The following is an 18,850-nucleotide window of genomic DNA, read 5'->3' on the forward strand; positions in this document are numbered from 1 at the left end:
CGCCCCGGCCTCGCCGCCCCCGCCGCCCGCCGCCCCCGCGCAGCCGGTGCGCCTGACCAAGGTCACGCTCACCAAGGAGGCGCCCACCGTCTCCCTGACCAAGCAGGGCGGCACGTCGGGCGCGCTGCGCGTGAATCTCAACTGGGAGGTGCGCAAGCAGTTCAAGGGCTGGGCCAGCAAGCTCGGGCGCGCCGTGGCGATGCACGCCGACCTGGACCTCGACCTGTGCGCGCTGTTCGAACTGGCCGACGGCCGCAAGGGAGTCGTCCAGGCCCTCGGCAACGCCTTCGGCGCCCTGAACCAGCCCCCGTACATGCTCCTGGACGGCGACGACCGCACCGGAGCCGTGTCGACCGGTGAGAACCTCACCGTCAACCTCGACCACACGCGGGACTTCAAGCGCATGGTCATCTTCGTGACCATCTACGAGGGCGCGCGCAGCTTCGCCGACCTCAACGCGACCGTCACGCTGACGCCGCAGCACGGCGCGCCGATCGAGTTCTCCTTGGACGAGTGCACGGTGCCGTCGACGGTGTGCGCCCTCGCGCTCATCACCAACCAGGGCGGTGAGCTCGTGGTCCAGCGCGAGGCCCGGTATCTGGTGCCCGAGCGCGGCGTGAGCCCGCAGCGCACCATCGACTACGCCTACGGCTGGGGCATGAACTGGACGCCCGGCAGGAAGTGACCGCGCCCCGCGGAGCGGTCCCCGCCTGCCGGCACGGCCAAGGCGCCGGTCACGGCCGGGAGTCGGGGGCGGCTTCGGGCCGCGCCTCGGGCACGGCCCCGTACGTCCGGCCCTTCCACGCCGCGCCCCGCCCCCGGTAGTGCTGCACCGCGGAGTCCACCGTCATCAGCAGGTACAGGAAGGCGGTGGCGGGCAGCGCGAGCGCGAGCCACAGCGGCTGGCGGTAGTAGCGCAGCATCGGCAGATACGTCGCCGTCATGACGAGCCAGGCGAGGCCGCCGATGACCGCGGCCGAGGTGTCGCCCGCCGCCAGGCCCACGGCCACGGCGACCGGCGGCGCCAGGTAGATCACCGCGAGCCCCGCCACCGTCCCGACGAGCACCGCGGGGTTGTGGCGCAGCTGGGCGTACGCGCTGCGCGCCACCATCCGCCACAGGTCCGCGAGGCGCGGATAGGGGCGCACGCTGTCGACGCGCTCGGCGAGTCCCAGCCAGATGTGCCCGCCGCCGCGCTTGACCGCCCGGGCGAGGGCCACGTCGTCGATCACGGCGTGCCGGATGGCGTCCGGCACGCCCGCCCGCGCGGCGGCGTCCGCACGCAGCAGCACACAGCCACCGGCCGCGGCGGCGGTCCGCCCGCCCTTGCGCGCGATCCAGCGGAACGGATACAGCTGCGCGAAGAAGTAGACGAACGCCGGGACGACCAGCCGCTCCCAGACGCTGGCCACCCGGAGCCGTGCCATCTGCGACACCAGGTCGAAGCCGCCGGACTCCGCGGCGGCCACCAACTCCCGCAGGCTGTCGCGCTCGTGGGCGATGTCCGCGTCCGTGAGCAGCAGGTACTCCGGCTCACGCGCGCGTGCCAGGCCGATGCCGTGCCGCACCGCCCACAGCTTGCCCGTCCAGTCCGCCGGGGGCTCGCCCGGCGAGGTGACGGTCAGCGGCAGCCCGCCGTGCCGCCCGGCCAGCTCCCGCGCGACCTCCCCGGTGCCGTCGGTGCTGCCGTCGTCGACGAGGAACACCTCGGCGCGCCCCGGATAGTCCTGCGCGAGCAGCGACGGCAGGCTGTCGGGCAGCACCTCGGCCTCGTCCCGCGCGGGGACGACGACACCCACGGCCGGCCATCGCTCGGGCTCGCGCCGAGGCGGCAGGCGCAGGTCCGTGCGCCAGAAGAAGCCCTGTCCGACCAGCAGCCACAGCCACGCGGCGAGCGAGGCGGCGGAGATCCACGCAACGGCACTCATCCGCCGCAGTCTGCCCCACGGTGACCGGGTCGTGCGGCTCATCGTCTAAGGTGACCGGGTGAAGATCGCGCTCATGGACTCCGGTATCGGACTGCTCGCCGCGGCGGCCGCGGTACGGCGCCTGGCCCCCGGCGCCGATCTCGTACTCTCCTCCGACCCGGACGGCATGCCCTGGGGACCCCGTGACACGGCGGACCTCACGCAGCGGTCGCTCGCGGTCGCCGCGGCGGCCGCCGCGCACCGCCCGGACGCCCTGATCGTGGCCTGCAACACCGCGACCGTGCACACGCTGCCCGCCCTGCGGGCCCGCTTCGAGCCGGACCTGCCGGTCATCGGTACCGTTCCCGCGATCAAGCCCGCCGCGGCAGGCGGCGGCCCGATCGCCATCTGGGCCACGCCCGCGACCACCGGCAGCCCCTACCAGCGTGGCCTCATCGAGGAGTTCGCCGACGGCGTCGACGTCACCGAGGTGCCCTGCCCGGGCCTCGCCGACGCCGTGCAGTGGGCCGACGAGGCGGCCATCAGCCGGACGATCGCGGCGGCCGCCGCCCTCACACCGCCCGACGTGAAGGCCGTCGTCCTGGGCTGCACCCATTACGAGCTGGTCGCCGAGCGCATCCGCGCCGCCGTCCAGCGGGCGGACCGGGCGCCGCTCGTCCTGCACGGCTCGGCCGGAGCGGTCGCCGCCCAGACGCTGCGCCGCATCGGCGAGGTGCCGGGCGCGCGTGCGGCGGCAGGGGACCGCCACGGCAGCGTCCGGGTGCTCCTCAGCGGGCGCGAGGCCACGCTGCCGCCCGCCGCCCTCACGTACGCCGAGGGGCGCCTCCTGGCGTCGGCGAGCCCGGCCCTGAAGGGCTGAGCCGGGCCCCGGCTCCGAGCGTCCCGGCGGTCGGCCCGGGAATTCCGGCGTCCGGCCGGGCCGTCCTGGTGCCTCAGCCCGGGAATCCTGGTGTTCGGAGTGTCCGGCCGGAGAGGTAACTCTCCGCGACGCGGTGCCTTCGCCGCGGATCGTGAGTAACCTCGACTGCATGACGGACCACGCCCACGGCGAGCGGGCTGCCGCCGAGGATGAGCCCGAGATCTGGACCGGACGCGCGTCGAACCGCGTCCAGTGGCTGCTGGCCTGCGCCGGCGCGGCCTGCCTCGCGCTGGGGATCGACCTGGCCGTGGAGTCCCTGTGGCCCTCGGGCATCCTGCCGCTGGTCATGTCCATCGTCGGCTGCATCGCGGTCGGCCTGCTGATGCTCTTCGGCACGCTGGCCTTCGTGCACGTCGCCGTGAAGGTCGACAAGGAGTGCCTGGAAGTGCGCTGCGGCCACATCGGTGTGCCGCGCCGCCGCATCCCGCTCTCGCACGTCGTCGGCGCCGACTTCGCGCCCGCCGTCACGCCGCGGCACTGGGGCGGCTGGGGCTACCGCTGGCGGCCCGAGCAGGGCACCGCCGTCATCGTGCGGCGCGGCGAGGGCGTCGTCCTGCAGCTCGGCGACGGCCACAAGTTCACGGTCACCGTGGACAACGCCGAGAGCGCGGTCCGTGTCATCCGCGACCACCTGCGCCTGACGCCGCCCGCGCCCACCGTCTGACCCGCGCCGCTCGGCGTCCTACCCGCCTTCGGGCTCTCTGCTCTCGTGCAGCGGCCGTGCCGTGGCGATGCCCGCGAGCAGGCCCGCGCCCGCCGTCACGGACGTCACGCTCAGCGCGTTGCCGAGCGTGGCCACCGCCGCGACGGCGGTCAGGGCCGCCCCCGCCGTCAGGACGACCGCGGTGGAGCGCGGCGAGCGCCACAGCGCGAACAGGAGCCAGGCGAAGGCCGCCGTGAGCAGCGCCACCCCGGTGAAGCCCTGCTCGGCCGCCTGCTGGAGCAGCGCCGAGTGCGGTCTGCCGTCCGTGAGCAGGCCCTCCATCACGGACGGTGACGCGTCCCCGAACCGCCCGGGGCCCACCCCGAACGCCGGATGCGCGTCCGCCAGACCCCCGGCGTCCCGCCACAGCCGCACCCGGTGCGCGCCGAGCTGGCCCTCCAGGGACTCGGTCAGACCGCGCGGGAGCGCGTCCTCGGCGACGGCCCAGGACGCCCCGGCCACCAGCACGGCGGCGAGCGCGAAGCCCGCGAGGCCCAGCGCCCTGCGGGTCAGGGACGCCGCGAGCGAGCACAGCACGATCCCGGCGCAGGCGAGGAAGCCCGCCGTGGAGCCGAGGGCCGCGGCGCAGCCCATGACACCGACGGCGGCGAGGCGCAGACACAGCCGGAGCGCGGGTCCGCGCGCCGCCCACGCCGCACAGCAGACCGCGCCCGCCGACAGGCTCAGGAGCGCCGCGGTGGCGCCGATGGGGCCGAGCGGCGAGGAACTGGCGGGGCCGGGGGTGACGTGCGGCGCCGCGGCCGCGAGGCAGACCCCCGCGAGCGCCCCGGCGCACGGGGCCGCCACCGGCAGGAGCGCTCCCGCGATGCGCCCGCCCGCGTACCCGGCGGCGACCGCGAGGATCGCGAGCAGCACGCCGTCGGGGCGCCCGCCGCCGAGGGCAGACGTGATCAGCGCCCAGGCCGCGCACGCCGCGAGGACCGCAAGACCGCTCGCGTCGGCCACCCCGGGCCGCTCCCCGGTCCGCTCGGCCGTCACCGCCCCCGTCGACCCCAACCCGCCCCCCGAATGTCCGCGCGCCCCCACCGTGCGGCAGCGCGTTCCAGCCGTACGTCAGGGACTGCGGGACACCGTAGCGGCTGACGACGGCGGTTGTGGATGTCTTGCGCAGAAACGATCTAGCAAATGTGTGGACAGGGCACTTGGGGCACCCGCGCGCGGGCGCCGACCGCGCTGTCCGCGCCCAGGTGGCGAGCCGTAGACTCCCCGAGTGACCGCCACCACCGCTCCCACCGAGACGTCGGAGCAGACCGAACCGCAGCCCGGCCCGGAAACCCGCGCGGAGCGGGTGCGGCGACGGCTGATTCCGGCCGTCGCCGCGGTGCTCTCCGGCGTCCTGCTCTACCTCAGCTTCGCGCCGCGCGAACTGTGGTGGCTCGCGCCCTTCGCGTTCGCGCTGTTCGGCTTCGTCCTGCACGGCCGGCGGCCCCGCTCCGGGTTCGGCCTCGGCCTGCTGATGGGGCTCGGCTACTTCGTGCCGCTCCTGTCGTGGACGGGCGTCGACGTGGGGCCGCTGCCGTGGCTCGCCCTCGCCTTCGCCGAAGCGCTCTTCATCGGCCTGGCGGGCCTGGGCATCGCCTCGGTGTCGCGGCTCCCGGCGTGGCCGGTGTGGGCCTCCGGGGTGTGGCTCCTCCTTGAGGCGGCGCGGGCGCGCTTCCCCTTCGAGGGCTTCCCGTGGGGCAAGGTCGCCTTCGGCCAGCCCACCGGTGTGTTCCTGCCGCTGGCCGCCCTCGGCGGGACGCCGCTGCTCGGCTTCGCGGTGGTCCTGAGCGGTTTCGGGCTCGCCGACGTCGTGCGCCGCCTGCGGGCCGCGCCCCGGGCCCGGGACCGCGCCGTGCTGACCGCGGCCGCGCTCACCGTCGCGCCCGTGGTCGCCGGGGCGGCCGCGACCCCGCTGGTGTCCACGGCGGCGGAGCACGGCACCGCCACGGTCGCCGTCATCCAGGGCAACGTGCCGCGCATGGGCCTGGACTTCAACGCCCAGCGCCGGGCCGTGCTCGACCACCACGTCCGGGAGACGCTGCGCCTCGCCGCCGAGGTCAAGGCCGGCAAGGCCGAGCAGCCCGACCTGGTCCTGTGGCCGGAGAACTCCTCCGACATCGACCCGTTCACCAACGCCGACGCCTATGCGGAGATCGACAAGGCGGCGAAGGCCATCGGCGCCCCCGTCTCCGTCGGCGCCGTCGTCGGGGCGAGGGACGGCAAGCCCCGCAACCGGCAGATCCTCTGGGACCCCAGGACGGGCCCCGGCGCCTCGTACGACAAGCGGCACCTCCAGCCGTTCGGCGAGTACATGCCCTACCGGAGCTTCTTCCGGATCTTCAGCTCCGACGTCGACCGCGCCGGTGTCTTCGAGCCCGGTACGAAGCCGGTCGTGTTCGACATGGCGGGCACCGAGGTCGGGCCCGTGACCTGCTACGAGGCCGCGTTCGACGACGTGGTGCGGGACCAGGTGAACGAGGGCGCGCAGATCCTGTCCGTGCCGAGCAACAACGCCACGTTCGAGCGCAGCCAGATGACGTACCAGCAGCTGGCCATCGACCGGGTGCGCGCCGTCGAGCACGGCCGGGCCGTCATGGTCCCGGTGACCAGCGGCGTGAGCGCCGTGATCCGCCCGGACGGCACGGTCGCCCAGCGCACCGGGATGTTCACCGCGGAGTCGCTGGTCGCGGAGGTGCCCAAGCGCAGCTCGAAGACGCCCGCGACGCGGCTCGGGGTGTGGCCCGAGGTGTTTCTGGCCGGTCTGGGAGTGGCCGGAATCGGCTGGGTGATCGCGCGCAGGCGGGCGGGCACCGGCAGTTAGGGTGCTGATCATGGCTACTCCGGATTTCATCAAGACCCTGCGTGCCGACGTGGGCCACCAGTTGCTGTGGCTCCCCGGAATCACCGCGATCGTCTTCGACGACGAGGGCCGGGTGCTGCTCGGACGGCGCGCCGACAACGGCAAGTGGTCGGTGATCGGCGGCATCCCGGAGCCCGGGGAGCAGCCCGCGGAGTGCGCCGAGCGGGAGGTCTTCGAGGAGACCGCCGTACGGTGCGTGGCCGAGCGGGTGGTCCTCGTGGAGACCCTGGAGCCCGTCACCTACCCCAACGGCGACGTCTGCCAGTTCATGGACATCACCATCCGCTGCCGGGCGGTGGGCGGGGAGCCCCGCGTCAACGACGACGAGTCCCTCGAGGTCGGCTGGTTCCCGCTGGACCGGCTGCCCGAGCTGCACGAGACCGGCCTGTTCCGCATCAAGCAGGCCATGGCGGACGGGCCCACCTGGTTCGCCCGCGGCTGAGCCGGGCGGTGCCCCGTGGTGTCCGTCCCGGACAGCATGTAGCCTGCACGGATATCGACGAATGCTGTCCGCGCGGCGTCCCTGGGGGCGCCGCCGAACCACTGAGGCAGGGACGGGAGTTGAGCCGGAAGACCTATGGCGCCGTGCTGCGGGGGCTCGTCTGCGCGCTCCTCGCCTGGCTGGTCTGGCTCGTGTGGCACTTGAGCACATACGACGCCGCCAGCGCCGGATGGTCCTGCTACGACGACGTGGGCTGCGGCAGCGACCAGCTGGTGGCGCTCGCGCCGGAGATCGGCATCGGCGCGGCCGTGCTGCTCGGCTTCGTCGCCGCCCGGTTCCTGCACCGGGCGACGGTCGGCGCGGTGATCGCCCTCAGCGCGCTCGCCGCCGTCGCGGGCTGGTACGACGCGATGGCCGACGGCCGTGTCTCGTACGACACGGTCACCGACTTCATGCTGCTCGCCCCGGTCGGGCGGTACTCCGTGACGGCCTGGCTGGTGTTCTCCTGGTCGGTGGCGGCCGTCGGCGGCCTCGTCGCGGTGTGGGGCGCCGTCGTGAGCCTGCGCAGGACCGCCGCGCTGCGCCGGGTGCGCACCGGGTTCGTCACGGCCGAGGCCCATGTGGAGGGCTGGCGGCCGCTGCGCGGCAGACGCGGCGAGGTCACCGTCGTCTTCCACGACCAGCAGGGCACGCGCCACGCCGTGCCGGTGGTCGTGGACCGCGTCGCCCTCGACCGGCCCGTCCTCGCGGTGTACGACCCCGAACGCCCGGCCGACCCCGAGCGCACCCGCGTCGCGGTGCCCCGCCAGGGCCTGCTGCGCTTCTCGTGAGCCGCGGCCTCCGCCGCACCTCTGCCCCGCGCCGTCGCGCGCGGGCCGACCTGGGGCCGCGGCCCGGCCGCGGCTACCAGTAGCCTGAGGGCACGATGAACCGTTTGAGCACGTCATGGGGTGCGTACGACCTCACACGCTTTCCGGAGGACCCCCGCGAGCAGTTGCGGGCCTGGTCCGCGGCCGACGCCTATCTGCTGCGGCACCTGGCGGGGGAGGAAGGCGGTGCGCCGGTCGCCCTCGACGGCGCCGTGGCCGTGGTCGGCGACCGCTGGGGAGCCCTGACCACGGTGCTCGCCGCGCACCGGCCCGTACAGATCACCGACTCCTTCCTCGGTCGGCAGGCGACCCTCGCCAACCTGGAGCGGGCCGGGCACGCGCCGGACCCGGCACGTCTGCTGACGACGCGGGACGCCCCGCCGGAGCGGATCGACGTGCTGCTGGTGCGGGTGCCCAAGAGCCTCGCGCTCCTGGAGGACCAGCTGCACCGGGTCGCCCCCGCCCTGCACGCGGGCACCGTCGTCGTCGGCACCGGCATGGTCACCGAGATCCACACCTCCACGCTCGAACTCTTCGAGCGGATCATCGGCCCGACCCGCACCTCGCTGGCCCGGCAGAAGGCCCGGCTGATCTTCACCACGCCGGACCCGGAGCGGGTCCGCGAGCCCAGCCCCTGGCCGCGCCGGTACGTGCTGCCCGCCGACTCCGGGGCGGGCGCGGGCCTGACCGCCGTCAACCACGCGGGCATCTTCTGCGCAGAGCGCCTCGACATCGGCACGCGGTTCCTCCTCCAGCACCTGCCCGCGAGCCACGGCGACGCCCACGTCGTGGACCTGGGCTGCGGCAACGGCGTGCTCGGCACGGCCGCGGCGGTCGCCAACCCCGAGGCCCGGGTCACGTTCGTCGACGAGTCGTACCAGGCGGTCGCGTCGGCCGAGGCCACGTACCTGGCCAACTCGGCCGCCGAGAAGGCGGAGTTCCTGGCCGGGGACGCGCTGACGGCGATGCCCGCCGCCTCCGTGGACCTCGTCCTGAACAACCCGCCCTTCCACAGCCACCAGGCCACGACCGACGCGGCGGCCCTGCGGATGTTCCGCGGCGCCCGCGCCGCGCTGCGGCCCGGCGGCGAGCTGTGGGTCGTCGGGAACCGCCACCTCGGCTATCACGTACGCCTGAAGCGGCTCTTCGGCAACGTCGAAGTCGCCGCCAGCAACCGCAAGTTCGTGATCCTCCGGTCGGTCCTGCGCCGATGACCGACGAGCTGTTCCCGCGCGAGCGCGGCGAGGTGGCCCCGGGCGCGGTGCACGTGCCCGGCTGGCTCGGCCCGGACCGGCAGCGGGAGCTCCTCGCCGCCTGCCGCGACTGGGCACGCCCGCCCGCGGGCCTGCGCACGGTCCACCTGCCCGGCGGCGGCACGATGACCGCCCGGCAGCTGTGCCTGGGCTGGCACTGGTACCCGTACGGCTACGCGCGCACCGTCGTCGACGGCGACGGCGCGCCGGTGAAGCCGATGCCCGCGTGGCTCGCGGAGCTGGGGCGCGCCGCGGTGCGGGACGCCTACGGGGACCCGGACGGGGCCGTCGGTGCGGACGGCGGTGAGACGCCCGCGGACGGCGGTGAGACGCCCGCGTACGACATCGCGCTCGTGAACTACTACGACGCCGACGCCCGCATGGGCATGCACCGCGACAGCGACGAGAAGTCCGGCGCGCCGGTGGTGTCCCTGAGCATCGGGGACGCGTGCGTCTTCCGGTTCGGCAACACCGGGACGCGCTCGCGCCCGTACACGGACGTCGAGCTGCGCAGCGGTGACCTGATGGTGTTCGGCGGCCCCTCCCGCCTCGCGTACCACGGCGTCCCACGGATCCACGCGGGGACGGCGCCGCCGGAACTCGGCCTGACGGGACGCCTCAACGTCACGCTGCGGGTGAGCGGGCTCGGCTGAGGGCCCCGGGGCACTTCAGTCGGCCAGTTCGTCGGCGGCGTCCTTGACCCGCAGGGTGAGTTCGGTGATCTGGTTGTAGATGGAGCGGCGCTCCGCCATCAGCGCGCGGATCTTGCGGTCCGCGTGGTCCACGGTGCCCGGGTCGTGCCGCTTGAAGAGCTCGCGGATCTTCGACCGCGGCATGTCCGTCAGCTCGCAGCACAGGTACATGGCGATCTGACGTGCCGTCACCAGGACCCGGCTCCGGGACGTGCCGCTCAGCTCGCCGTCCGCCAAGCCGAAGTAGTCGGAGGTCTCGGCGATGATCAGCTGCCCGACCCGCTCCCCGCGCGACGGCCCGCGGTCGGGGACCAGGTCCTTGAGGACGATCTCCGTCAGGCCGAGGTCCACCGGCTGCCGGTTGAGGTTGGCGAGCGCGGTCACCCGGTTCAGCGCGCCTTCCAGCTCGCGGATGGTGCGCGAGGTGCGGGTGGCGATGAATTCGAGCACCTCCGGCGGGGTGTCGAGCCCGTCCGCGGCGGCCTTGCGCCGCAGGAGCGCGACGCGCGTCTCCAGCTCGGGCGGCTGGATGTGGGTGATCAGGCCCCACTCCAGGCGGCTGCGCAGCCCCTCCTCGAGGTTCGTCAGCTGCTTGGGCGGCCGGTCCGAGGACAGGACGATCTGCTTCCCGGCCTCGTGGAGCGCGTTGAAGGTGTGGAAGAACTCCTCCTGCGTCGACCTGTTGTGCGCCAGGAAGTGGAGGTCGTCGACCAGCAGGAGGTCGGCCTTCCGGTAGGCCCCCTGGGACTTGGAGAAGTCCTCCGCGTGCACGTACCGGATGTGGAGGCCGGGGTGGAGGTCGCGCGCGCAGTGCGCGGTGGCGTGCAGCAGGTGCGTCTTGCCGATCCCCGAAATCCCGTAGATGAACAGGGGGTTGTACGCCCGGCCGGGCCGCTTGGCGGCGGCGAAGGCGGCCGCGTTCGCGAAGCGGTTGGACTCGCCGACGATGAAGGCGTCGAAGACGTAGCCGGGGTTGAGCACTTCCGCGTGCGGGTGCCCGCCGGGTGGACCGGGGCGTGCCCGGGGTGGTGAGGGGCGGGGCGCGGTCGCGGAGGGCCCGGCCGGGGCGGTGCCTCGGGGGCCGCCGTCCTCGGGCCGGAGGGCAGCGCCGTCGCCTGGGCTGTCCGGTGTGCCGTCTGCCGTGCCGTCCTCTGCGTAGTCGTCTTCTGCGTAGTCGTCCCGCCAGTGCTCCTCGGCCGCGATCAGCTGGCGCTCCAGCTCCTCGCAGCGCCGCTCCGCCTCGATGCGGCGGGCGTGGGCGTCGCGGAGTTCCCCGCCGAGCGCCTCCACCTGTTCCATGAGGGACTGCCGCTCCCTGCGGAGCCCGGCCAGCTGGTCCTCGTACAGCTGGAGCACCTTGTCCGCGTCGGCGTGCTCGCGGCCCTGGTGCGCCCGCAGTTGTCCGATCTGCACCTCTAGGTCCGCCGCGCGGTGTTGCGCGTCGACCAACGCCCCTTCGAGCGCCCGGACCAGCGCCGCCGAGCGGGTCGACTGCCGGTCGGCCTCGGCCAGTTCGTCTTCGAGGAGCTGCATCCGGTGGAGCGGGGAGCCGCTGCGGGCCAGCGCCTCGCGGTGCAGCCGGCGCAGCAGCTCCATGGCCTCGGGGGTGGGCGGCCTGCCCTGCCGCTCGGCCACGTCGTGGCAGAGGGAGTTGACGAACTCCCAGGTCGGGATGCGGGTGCCGTTGAGGAAGCGGGACAGCGACCCGGCGTCCCAGCTCCGTCGGGCCGCGTACCGGCGGACGCTGAGCCCGAGCCCGTCGAAGAGACCGCGCAGCGCCTCGGCGAGCGCCCGTGACTCGTCGGGAAGCTCCCCGCCCAGCGGCACCAGGCTGCCCATGTCCACTCCTTGTCCGCTCCTGCCGCTCGGTGTTGCGACACGTGGCAACTGTGCCGCCTACCGCAACACTTCGCACCTTCATCAGTCTGATTGCCGCCTGACAAGACATCAGGCGGCAGGCAGAGCAAGAGATGCAGCAAGAGATGCAGAGAGGCCGAACGATGCACTTTCCACGGCGGCGAACCGACCTCGCCGCGTTCCTCGCGGTCCTGGTGACCGGAGTCGTCCTCATCCTGTGCGGGGTGAAGGCCGAGACGGTGTCGACCGTCGCGATCGGACTCTCCAGCCTGTACGCCGCCTGGCAGCGGCAGGACGGCGCGCCCCGGGTCCCGGACGCGCGGGACGAACCGGAGCCGCGCGCAGCCGAACGCGGTGATCAGGCGCGGCCGGGGCGGTGACTACGCGTTGTGGAACACCAGGCCGAGGGAGCGCCGCAGGCCCGAGCGGACCGTGCTCACGCCGTGCCGGACCGGGGCCGCCGACCAGCCGCGGGCGGAGCGCACCGGGCGGTCGCGGGTGGTGAACACCAGGCCGTGCCCCTGCGGAAGCACGGTGACGGTGCCGCGGGACTGGGCCCGGGGGCGCTGTTCGACGAGCAGGAACTCGCCGCCGGTGTAGTCCTCGCCCTGGACGTCGAGGCCGATGACGACCTGGAGCGGGAAGACCAGGTCGCCGAACAGGTCGCGGTGCAGCGCGTTCCAGTCGCCGGCCTCGTACCGCAGCAGGATCTGCGAGGACCGGGTCTGGCCCGCCGCGCGGCACCGGTCGAGCCACTCGTCGAGGCCGTCGGGCCACGGGGCGGGGCGGCCGAGGCGGGCCGCCCAGTCCCGGGCGACCGGCAGCAGCCGGGGGTAGAGGGCGGCGCGCAGCTCGGCGACGGGGCGGGGCAGCTCGTGGCCGAAGTAGCGGTACTGACCGGAGCCGTAGCGGTGCCGGGCCATGTCGACCGTCTTCCGGAACAGGTCCGCCTCGTCGTACAGGGCGGCGATCGCCCGGCACGCGTCGGGGTCGAGCAGGGGTGGGGTCAGGGCGCAGCCGTGGGTGTCGAGCTCGGCGGCGACGCCGGGCCAGTCGGCGGCGGCCACCCGGTCGGCGGGCGCGGTCGTGGTCATGCCGCCTCCAGGTCCAGGAGCTGCCGCTTGCGGTCCAGGCCGCCCGCGTAGCCCGTCAGCGAGCCGTCCGCGCCGATCACGCGGTGGCAGGGGCGCACCACGAGCAGCGGATTGCGGCCGATGGCGGTGCCCAGGGCGCGTACGGCGGCGCGGGACAGGCCGAGCCGCGCGGCGAGCGCCCCGTACGTGGTGGTGGTGCCGTACGGCACGGAGTCAAGGGCGTCCCAGACCTTGCGCTGGAAGTCCGTGCCGGACCCGGTGGCGTACTCGATGTCGAACCCGGTCAGCGCGCCCGCGAAGTACGCCCGCAGCTGGTCGGCGATCGCCGTGAACGCCTCGTCGTCGCGGACCCAGCCGTCCTGGACGGCCGCCGCGCCCTTCTGCCCGGGCATCGAGAGCGACGCGAGCGCTGTGCCGCCCTTGGCGGTGGCCGAGGGCTCGCCGACGAGCAGCAGGTCGCCCAGCGGGCTGTCGAGGGTGGTGTAGACGGTCATCGCGCCTGTCCTCTCCGAGGGTTCCGGATTCCCTCCCGGTCCCGGCGGGGGATCGGGGGAGCGTGTCTTCCTGATCAGTCTGCGTCGCGCGCGAGGGCGCGGCTGGCGGTTTTCGGACATGGCTCTGACGGCGTCCCGCGCACGTCGGCGGGCCGGCGGCCGAACGCGGTGCCCGGGACCCGCTCGGCGCGGGCGGCCGCGGGGGTCGCGGCGGCCCCGCGCGGCGGCGAGAAGTCATCGGTCACGCGTGCGCCCGGGGATAACTAGCCGCTCCGGCCGGTAGTGATCAAGTGGGGAAAGGTCAGAGAGGCAGCTCGTTCTAGCCTTGTGCCGACCGAAGGGTGGGGAAGATGGACGTACCGAACGTCGTCGGGGACTGGCAGGAGTACCAGTCCGACGAACTGGCAGGGCTGCGCGTGCGGGTGCACGGCCTCAAGCGGGCCACTCCCAAGCGCGGCCGGGACGAGGACGCCAAGGGCCTGACCTACATCGCCTTCGACGTCACCTTCGAGAACCGCGGTTCCGAGTTCGTCACCATCGACCTGCACGACCATCCGTGGCACTTCGACGTGCGCGTGGGCCGGGACGGGCACGGCGCGTTCGTCGACGAGTACGGCTCGGTCGTCATCCGGGACTTCAACCTCTACCCGCAGCGCCGCGTGACGGCGACCCTCTACGCGGCGGCGCCCGTGGCCAAGCTCAAGCAGGTCGACGTGCAGGTCAGTCCCCGGCTCGACGGCGAACCGTCGTTCGGCTACGTGTGGGTGGGCGGCCTCGGAGTGCACGAGGCGTCGACGCGCGTGGGCGCCAGGGCGTCGACGGCGAAGACGGGGGTGGCCAGCGAGGTGGAGCGGTTCCTCCAGGACAAGGCGCAGGGGGAGTGACGGCGTGGGGCGCGCCCCACGCGCCCCACGCCTGTCCGGCCGGTGTGAGCTACGTCCCGCCCATTGTGCAACTAGTTGCATAAGGGGTGGGGCTGGCCTACAACTGTCCTGACGACTTCGCGCCCCGCGTACGAAAGAGGCCGCATGGACTCCCCGCGCCGCTATCCGCACCTGCTCAGCCCGCTCGACCTGGGCTTCACCACGCTGCCCAACCGGGTCCTCATGGGCTCCATGCACGTCGGCCTCGAAGAGGCGCCGGGCGGGTTCGCGCGCATGGCCGAGTTCTACGCGACCCGGGCGCGCGGCGGCGTCGGCCTCATCGTCACCGGCGGCATCGCGCCGAACGAGGAGGGGCGCCCCTGGGAGGGCGGCGCCAAGCTGACCACCGAGGCGGAGGCCGAGCAGCACGCGCCGATCACCGCCGCCGTGCACCGCGAGGGCGGCCGGATCGCGATGCAGATCCTGCACTTCGGCCGGTACGCCTACCACGCGGACCTGGTCGCGCCGAGCGCGATCCAGGCGCCGATCAGCCCGTTCCCGCCCCGCGCGCTCACCGAGGACGAGGTCGAGCGGACCATCGAGGACTTCGTCCGCACCGCCGAACTCGCCCGGCACGCGGGCTACGACGGCGTCGAGATCATGGGCTCCGAGGGCTATCTGATCAACGAGTTCATCGCGGCCCCCACCAACCGGCGGACCGACCGCTGGGGCGGCGCCTACGAGAACCGCGTCCGCTTCCCCGTCGAGATCGTGCGCCGCACGCGCGAGCGCCTCGGCGACGACTTCATCATCGTCTACCGCCTGTCCATGCTGGACCTGGTGCCCGGCGGCTCCACGCTCGACGAGGTCGTCCACCTGGCCAAGGAGATCGAGGCCGCGGGCGCCAGCATCATCAACACCGGCATCGGCTGGCACGAGGCCCGCGTGCCCACCATCGCGACGTCGGTGCCGCGCGGCGCCTACACCTTCGTCACCAAGAAGGTCATGGGCGAGGTGTCCGTGCCCCTGGTGACGACCAACCGCATCAACACCCCCGAGCTCGCCGAGCAGTTGCTCGCGGACGGCGCCGCCGACATGGTGTCCCTCGCCCGCCCGCTGCTCGCCGACCCGGACTTCGTCGCCAAGGCGCGGCAGGGGCAGCCCGACGCGATCAACACCTGCATCGGCTGCAACCAGGCCTGCCTCGACCACACCTTCAACCTCCAGATCACCTCCTGCCTGGTGAACCCGCGCGCCTGCCACGAGACGGAGCTCGTCCTCGCGCCGACCCGCCGCGTCAAGCGCGTCGCCGTGGTCGGCGCGGGCCCCGCCGGACTCGCCTGCGCCGTCTCCGCGGCCGAGCGCGGCCACGACGTGACGCTCTACGACGCCGCGGCCGAGATCGGCGGCCAGCTGAACGTGGCCCGCAAGGTCCCCGGCAAGCAGGAGTTCGACGAGACGCTGCGCTACTACCGCACCCAGCTCGAACTGCACGGCGTGGACGTGCGGTTGAACACCCGCGTGACGGTGGACCGCCTGGCAGAGGCCGGGTACGACGACGTGGTGGTGGCCACCGGCGTCACGCCCCGCACCCCGGACATCCCGGGCGTCGACCACCCGAGCGTCGTCGGCTACCTGGACGTGCTGCGCGACGGCGCGCCCGTCGGCGAGCGGGTCGCGATCGTCGGCGCGGGCGGCATCGGCTTCGACGTCGCCGAGTACCTCACCGACAGCGGCGACAAGGCCAGCCTCGACCCGGCGACGTACTTCAAGCACTGGGGCGTCGACATGGACTACCGGGAGCGCGGCGGGCTCGCCGCGCCCGAGCGGCCGCTGTCGCCGCGCACCGTCCACCTCGTCCAGCGCAAGACGTCCAAGGTCGGCAGCGGCCTCGGCAAGACCACCGGCTGGATCCACCGCGCCGAACTGCGCCACCGGGGCGTCGAGATGGTCGCGGGCGCCCGCTACGACCGCATCGACGACGAGGGCCTGCACCTCACCGTCGACGGCACCGCGCGCACGATCCCCGTCGACACGGTGGTGCTGTGCACCGGCCAGGAACCCCGGCGCGACCTGTACGACGGCCTGCTCGCCGCGGGCGTGGCCGCGCACCTCATCGGCGGCGCCGACGTCGCGGCCGAGCTGGACGCCAAGCGCGCCATCAAGCAGGGCACGGAACTGGCCGCCGCGCTGTGAGCGGCCACGGCGCGGCCGGACGCCCGGCCGCGCCGCGTCCCTAGGATGCCCGCATGTCACTGCCGCACGCGATCCTCACCGCCCTGCTCGAGAAGCCGTCGTCGGGCCTGGAGCTGACCCGGCGCTTCGACCGGTCGATCGGCTACTTCTGGTCGGCCACGCACCAGCAGATCTACCGCGAGCTGGGCAGACTGGAACGCGACGGACTGATCCGCGCCCTGCCGTCCGCGACCGCGAGCCGCGGCCAGAAGAAGCAGTACGAGGTGCTGCCCGAGGGCCGCGCCGAGCTGTCGCGCTGGACCGCGGCGGGCCAGGACCCCAAGCCGATGCGCGACGCGCTGCTCCTGCGGCTGCGGGCGGCCGCCGTCGTCGGCACCGACGGCATCGAGGAGGACCTGCACCGCCACCTCGCGCTCCACCGGCGCCGGCTGGCGGAGTACGAGGAGATCGAGCGCCGCGACTTCCCGCCCGGCAGCGACGCGATCGAGGACCGGCTGCGGCACGTGGTGCTGCGGGCCGGGATCGACCTGGAGACGTTCTGGACGCGCTGGCTGGCCCGCGCGCTCGACGAACTGGCCGCGCCCCGGCCCGAGGGCGGCGAAGCCCTCGCGGTCGAGGTCCACGACCGCGCGGGTGAGGCCTGACCCCGTCAGGTCCCACCGGCCTTCAGGCCCCGGTGAGGGTCGCCGCCGTCGGGTCCCAGCCGTCGGGCAGCGGCGCCGGCGGCACGACCTGGGTGGCGAGCGGGATGAACGCGGACCGGGCGGCGGACTCGGTGATCGCCGTCATGGTCTGCAGGACGTGCAGGGCCAGGGCGCCCGAAGCGCGGTGCGTGCTCTGGGTGTCGGGAGTGATCCGCCCGGCCCCGGCGCGGATCGCGCGGGCCATGTCCAGGACGCCGAGGCCGCGGCCGTCCGTACGCCCGTGGACGGGCAGTTCGTGCCAGTCGTCGGAGCCGTTCGGCCGCAGCCGCAGTGGGCCGCCGAAGGTGTTCGGGTCCGGCACGGCCAGGGTGCCCTCCGTGCCGGTGACCTCGAAGCGGATGCGCGGCAGCGCGCTGTCGAAGCTGAACGTCGCGTTGGCGCTCGCGCCCGAGGAGAACGCGAGCAGCGCGCTCACGTGCGTCGGCACGTCGACGGGGAACGACTGCCCGGCCTTGGCGCCCGAGCCGACCGTGCGCCGCGCGCGGGCCCGCGCCGCCGTGGCCGCCACCCTCGACACGGGGCCGAACAGCGCCACCAGGGCCGTCAGATAGTACGGGCCGAGGTCGAACAGGGGCCCCGCGCCCGGCTTGTAGAAGATCGCCGGGTCCGGGTGCCAGGACTCGGGGCCCAGGCTCTGCACCGCCGTCGTCGCCGCCACCGGGGCGCCGATGTGTCCCGCCCGGACGGCGCGGAGCGCCGACTGGAGGCCCGCGCCGAGGAACGTGTCGGGCGCTCCGCCCAGCAGCAGCCCGCGCTCGGACGCGTCGGCGATCAGCTTCTCCGCCTCCGCGGGCGTCGGCGTGAGGGGCTTCTCGCCGTACACGTGCTTGCCCGCGCGCAGCGCCGCGGCCGCGACCGCGGCGTGCGCCGCGGGCACCGTCAGGTTCACCACCAGCTCGACGTCCGGCTCGGCGAGCACGGTGGGCACGTCCCCGTGCAGCGGTATGCCGTGGGCGCGCGCCGCGGTGGCCGCCCGCTCCCGGTCGAGGTCCGCGACGGCCAGGAGCCGCACGTCGGGGAAGCGGCCCAGGGTCCGCAGGTACTCCGCGCTGATGACGCCCGCGCCGACGACCGCGACACCCACCGGGCCCGCGCCCACGCCGCTCACGTCGCCTCCAGGGCGCTGACGTAGCGGCGGCTCGCGGCCAGCTCGCCGAGCAGGTCGTCCGCGCACGCGTCGAACTCGACGACCCGCCAGGCGTCCGGCGCCGCCGCGAGGACCTCGGGCACCGGCATGGTGCCGCCGCCGACGGCGACGTTCGGATCGTCCTTGGTGCCGGGGCCGTCCTTGAGGTGCAGGGCCTCCACGCGGTCGCCGAGGCGGCCGAGCAGTGCGGGCACGTCCGCGCCGCCGACCGCCGCCCAATAGGTGTCGACCTCCAGGAACACGTCCGGGTCGAGGAGCCCGGCGAGCACGTCGAGGGCGTGCCGCCCTCCGAGTCGTGGCTCCACCTCCCACCAGTGGTTGTGGTAGCCGAGCCGCAGCCCGTGCCGGGCGGCCCGCAGGGCGAGGGAGTTGAGGCGTTCGGCGACCCGGGCGAGGCCGTCGCGCGTCGTGAAGTCCTCGTGCGGGAAGCCCGCGGGCACGATGGCGAGCCCGGTGCCGAGCGCGGCGACCGCGTCGAAGACGGGGCCCGGGTCCCCGGCGAGGGCGTGCGCGACGTGCGCGCCCGAGACGGCGAGGTCCAGGCCGTCGGCGAGCCGGGCGAGCCCCGGCGCGTCGTCGGTCACGTCGAAGGCCTCCACCGCGCCGTACCCCATCGCCGCTAGGCGCTCCAGGGTGCCCGCACGGTCGGCGGCCAGCTCGTCGCGCACGGAGTACAGCTGGACGCTGAGCGGTCGTGGCATGGCGGGCCCTCCCAGTCGGCTGGGAGGACGGTAAGGCGCGCGGGCGAAGGGAACAAGGGGCGGGCACGGGCGGGACCGCCGCGGCCCGGAACGACGGGAGGCCGGGCCCGAGGGCCCGGCCTGGT

General features: G+C 74.3%; 19 protein-coding genes. 12 read left to right on the forward strand and 7 right to left on the reverse strand.

Translation table 11 applies throughout. From position 1 onward, the window contains the following. Window positions 1–685: Tellurium resistance (locus IG74_RS0131945; protein ID WP_030684413.1), on the forward strand; the 685-nt coding region annotated here is incomplete at its 5' end. A 49-nt stretch (window positions 686–734) separates the two neighbouring features. Here IG74_RS0131945 and IG74_RS0131950 read toward each other — a convergent pair. Then, window positions 735–1,928, reverse strand: a complete 1,194-nt coding sequence (locus IG74_RS0131950) for a glycosyltransferase (RefSeq protein ID WP_030684414.1) — start codon at window positions 1,926–1,928, stop codon at window positions 735–737. A gap of 58 nt (window positions 1,929–1,986) precedes the next feature. Between IG74_RS0131950 and IG74_RS0131955 the strand changes: the two genes are divergently transcribed. Beyond that, the gene (locus IG74_RS0131955; RefSeq protein ID WP_030684415.1) at window positions 1,987–2,787 is read left to right on the forward strand and encodes a glutamate racemase; all 801 of its coding nucleotides are present in this window, start codon (window positions 1,987–1,989) and stop codon (window positions 2,785–2,787) included. Between the two features lie 169 nt (window positions 2,788–2,956). Then, window positions 2,957–3,511 carry a hypothetical protein gene (locus IG74_RS0131960; protein ID WP_030684416.1) on the forward strand — a complete coding sequence of 185 codons (555 nt, stop codon included), beginning with the start codon at window positions 2,957–2,959 and terminating at the stop codon, window positions 3,509–3,511. An 18-nt stretch (window positions 3,512–3,529) separates the two neighbouring features. On the opposite strand, the gene IG74_RS0131965 is transcribed toward IG74_RS0131960, so the two are convergent. Next, window positions 3,530–4,516 carry an O-antigen ligase family protein gene (locus tag IG74_RS0131965; RefSeq protein ID WP_030684417.1) on the reverse strand — a complete coding sequence of 329 codons (987 nt, stop codon included), beginning with the start codon at window positions 4,514–4,516 and terminating at the stop codon, window positions 3,530–3,532. Window positions 4,517–4,781: 265 nt separating this feature from the next. On the opposite strand from IG74_RS0131965, the gene lnt reads away from it, so the two are divergent. The 5 genes from lnt (at window position 4,782) to IG74_RS0131990 (ending at window position 9,630) form a co-directional block, all read left to right on the forward strand. Continuing rightward, complete coding sequence (gene lnt, locus IG74_RS0131970) at window positions 4,782–6,374, forward strand: apolipoprotein N-acyltransferase (protein ID WP_030684419.1); 1,593 nt, start codon at window positions 4,782–4,784, stop codon at window positions 6,372–6,374. 10 nt (window positions 6,375–6,384) lie between these two features. After that, window positions 6,385–6,855 carry an NUDIX hydrolase gene (locus tag IG74_RS0131975; protein WP_030684420.1) on the forward strand — a complete coding sequence of 157 codons (471 nt, stop codon included), beginning with the start codon at window positions 6,385–6,387 and terminating at the stop codon, window positions 6,853–6,855. A gap of 119 nt (window positions 6,856–6,974) precedes the next feature. Continuing rightward, a complete protein-coding gene (locus tag IG74_RS0131980) occupies window positions 6,975–7,685 on the forward strand; it encodes a hypothetical protein (RefSeq protein WP_158857849.1) in 711 nt (236 codons plus the stop codon). A gap of 95 nt (window positions 7,686–7,780) precedes the next feature. Beyond that, window positions 7,781–8,938, forward strand: coding sequence for a methyltransferase (locus IG74_RS0131985; protein WP_030684422.1), 1,158 nt, complete (start codon window positions 7,781–7,783; stop codon window positions 8,936–8,938). Then, a complete protein-coding gene (locus tag IG74_RS0131990) occupies window positions 8,935–9,630 on the forward strand; it encodes an alpha-ketoglutarate-dependent dioxygenase AlkB family protein (protein ID WP_030684423.1) in 696 nt (231 codons plus the stop codon). The genes IG74_RS0131985 and IG74_RS0131990 overlap by 4 nt, the downstream gene beginning before the upstream one ends. A gap of 15 nt (window positions 9,631–9,645) precedes the next feature. Here IG74_RS0131990 and dnaA read toward each other — a convergent pair whose 3' ends face one another. Continuing rightward, complete coding sequence (gene dnaA, locus IG74_RS0131995; protein ID WP_051855747.1) at window positions 9,646–11,508, reverse strand: chromosomal replication initiator protein DnaA; 1,863 nt, start codon at window positions 11,506–11,508, stop codon at window positions 9,646–9,648. 161 nt (window positions 11,509–11,669) lie between these two features. Here dnaA and IG74_RS46415 point away from each other — a divergent pair, with 161 nt between their 5' ends. After that, window positions 11,670–11,906: a hypothetical protein gene (locus tag IG74_RS46415; RefSeq protein ID WP_037826382.1), complete on the forward strand. Its 237-nt coding sequence runs from the start codon at window positions 11,670–11,672 to the stop codon at window positions 11,904–11,906. On the opposite strand, the gene IG74_RS0132005 is transcribed toward IG74_RS46415, so the two are convergent. Together IG74_RS0132005 and IG74_RS0132010 are read right to left on the reverse strand one after the other, a co-directional pair. Next, window positions 11,907–12,620 carry a 2OG-Fe(II) oxygenase gene (locus IG74_RS0132005; RefSeq protein ID WP_030684426.1) on the reverse strand — a complete coding sequence of 238 codons (714 nt, stop codon included), beginning with the start codon at window positions 12,618–12,620 and terminating at the stop codon, window positions 11,907–11,909. Then, complete coding sequence (locus IG74_RS0132010) at window positions 12,617–13,114, reverse strand: methylated-DNA--[protein]-cysteine S-methyltransferase (protein ID WP_030684427.1); 498 nt, start codon at window positions 13,112–13,114, stop codon at window positions 12,617–12,619. The genes IG74_RS0132005 and IG74_RS0132010 overlap by 4 nt, the downstream gene beginning before the upstream one ends. Window positions 13,115–13,464: 350 nt before the next feature. On the opposite strand from IG74_RS0132010, the gene IG74_RS0132015 reads away from it, so the two are divergent. The 3 genes from IG74_RS0132015 to IG74_RS0132025 all read left to right on the forward strand — a co-directional run bounded on the left by IG74_RS0132015 (window position 13,465) and on the right by IG74_RS0132025 (window position 16,817). Then, a complete protein-coding gene (locus IG74_RS0132015; protein WP_030684428.1) occupies window positions 13,465–13,998 on the forward strand; it encodes a hypothetical protein in 534 nt (177 codons plus the stop codon). Window positions 13,999–14,142: 144 nt separating this feature from the next. Continuing rightward, complete coding sequence (locus IG74_RS0132020; protein WP_030684429.1) at window positions 14,143–16,173, forward strand: NADPH-dependent 2,4-dienoyl-CoA reductase; 2,031 nt, start codon at window positions 14,143–14,145, stop codon at window positions 16,171–16,173. A gap of 53 nt (window positions 16,174–16,226) precedes the next feature. Continuing rightward, window positions 16,227–16,817, forward strand: a complete 591-nt coding sequence (locus IG74_RS0132025) for a PadR family transcriptional regulator (RefSeq protein ID WP_051855750.1) — start codon at window positions 16,227–16,229, stop codon at window positions 16,815–16,817. 22 nt (window positions 16,818–16,839) lie between these two features. Here the strand turns inward: IG74_RS0132025 and IG74_RS0132030 are convergent, their stop codons facing one another. After that, on the reverse strand, window positions 16,840–17,985 hold the full coding sequence (locus IG74_RS0132030; protein WP_234334516.1) for a Gfo/Idh/MocA family protein: 1,146 nt from the start codon (window positions 17,983–17,985) through the stop codon (window positions 16,840–16,842). After that, on the reverse strand, window positions 17,982–18,725 hold the full coding sequence (locus IG74_RS0132035) for a sugar phosphate isomerase/epimerase family protein (protein ID WP_030684432.1): 744 nt from the start codon (window positions 18,723–18,725) through the stop codon (window positions 17,982–17,984). Before IG74_RS0132035 ends, IG74_RS0132030 begins: the two co-directional genes overlap by 4 nt. Between the last annotated feature and the right edge of the window lie 125 nt (window positions 18,726–18,850).

Origin of the sequence: Streptomyces sp. NRRL B-1347 (assembly GCF_000720325.1) — a bacterium.
Lineage (GTDB): Bacteria > Actinomycetota > Actinomycetes > Streptomycetales > Streptomycetaceae > Streptomyces.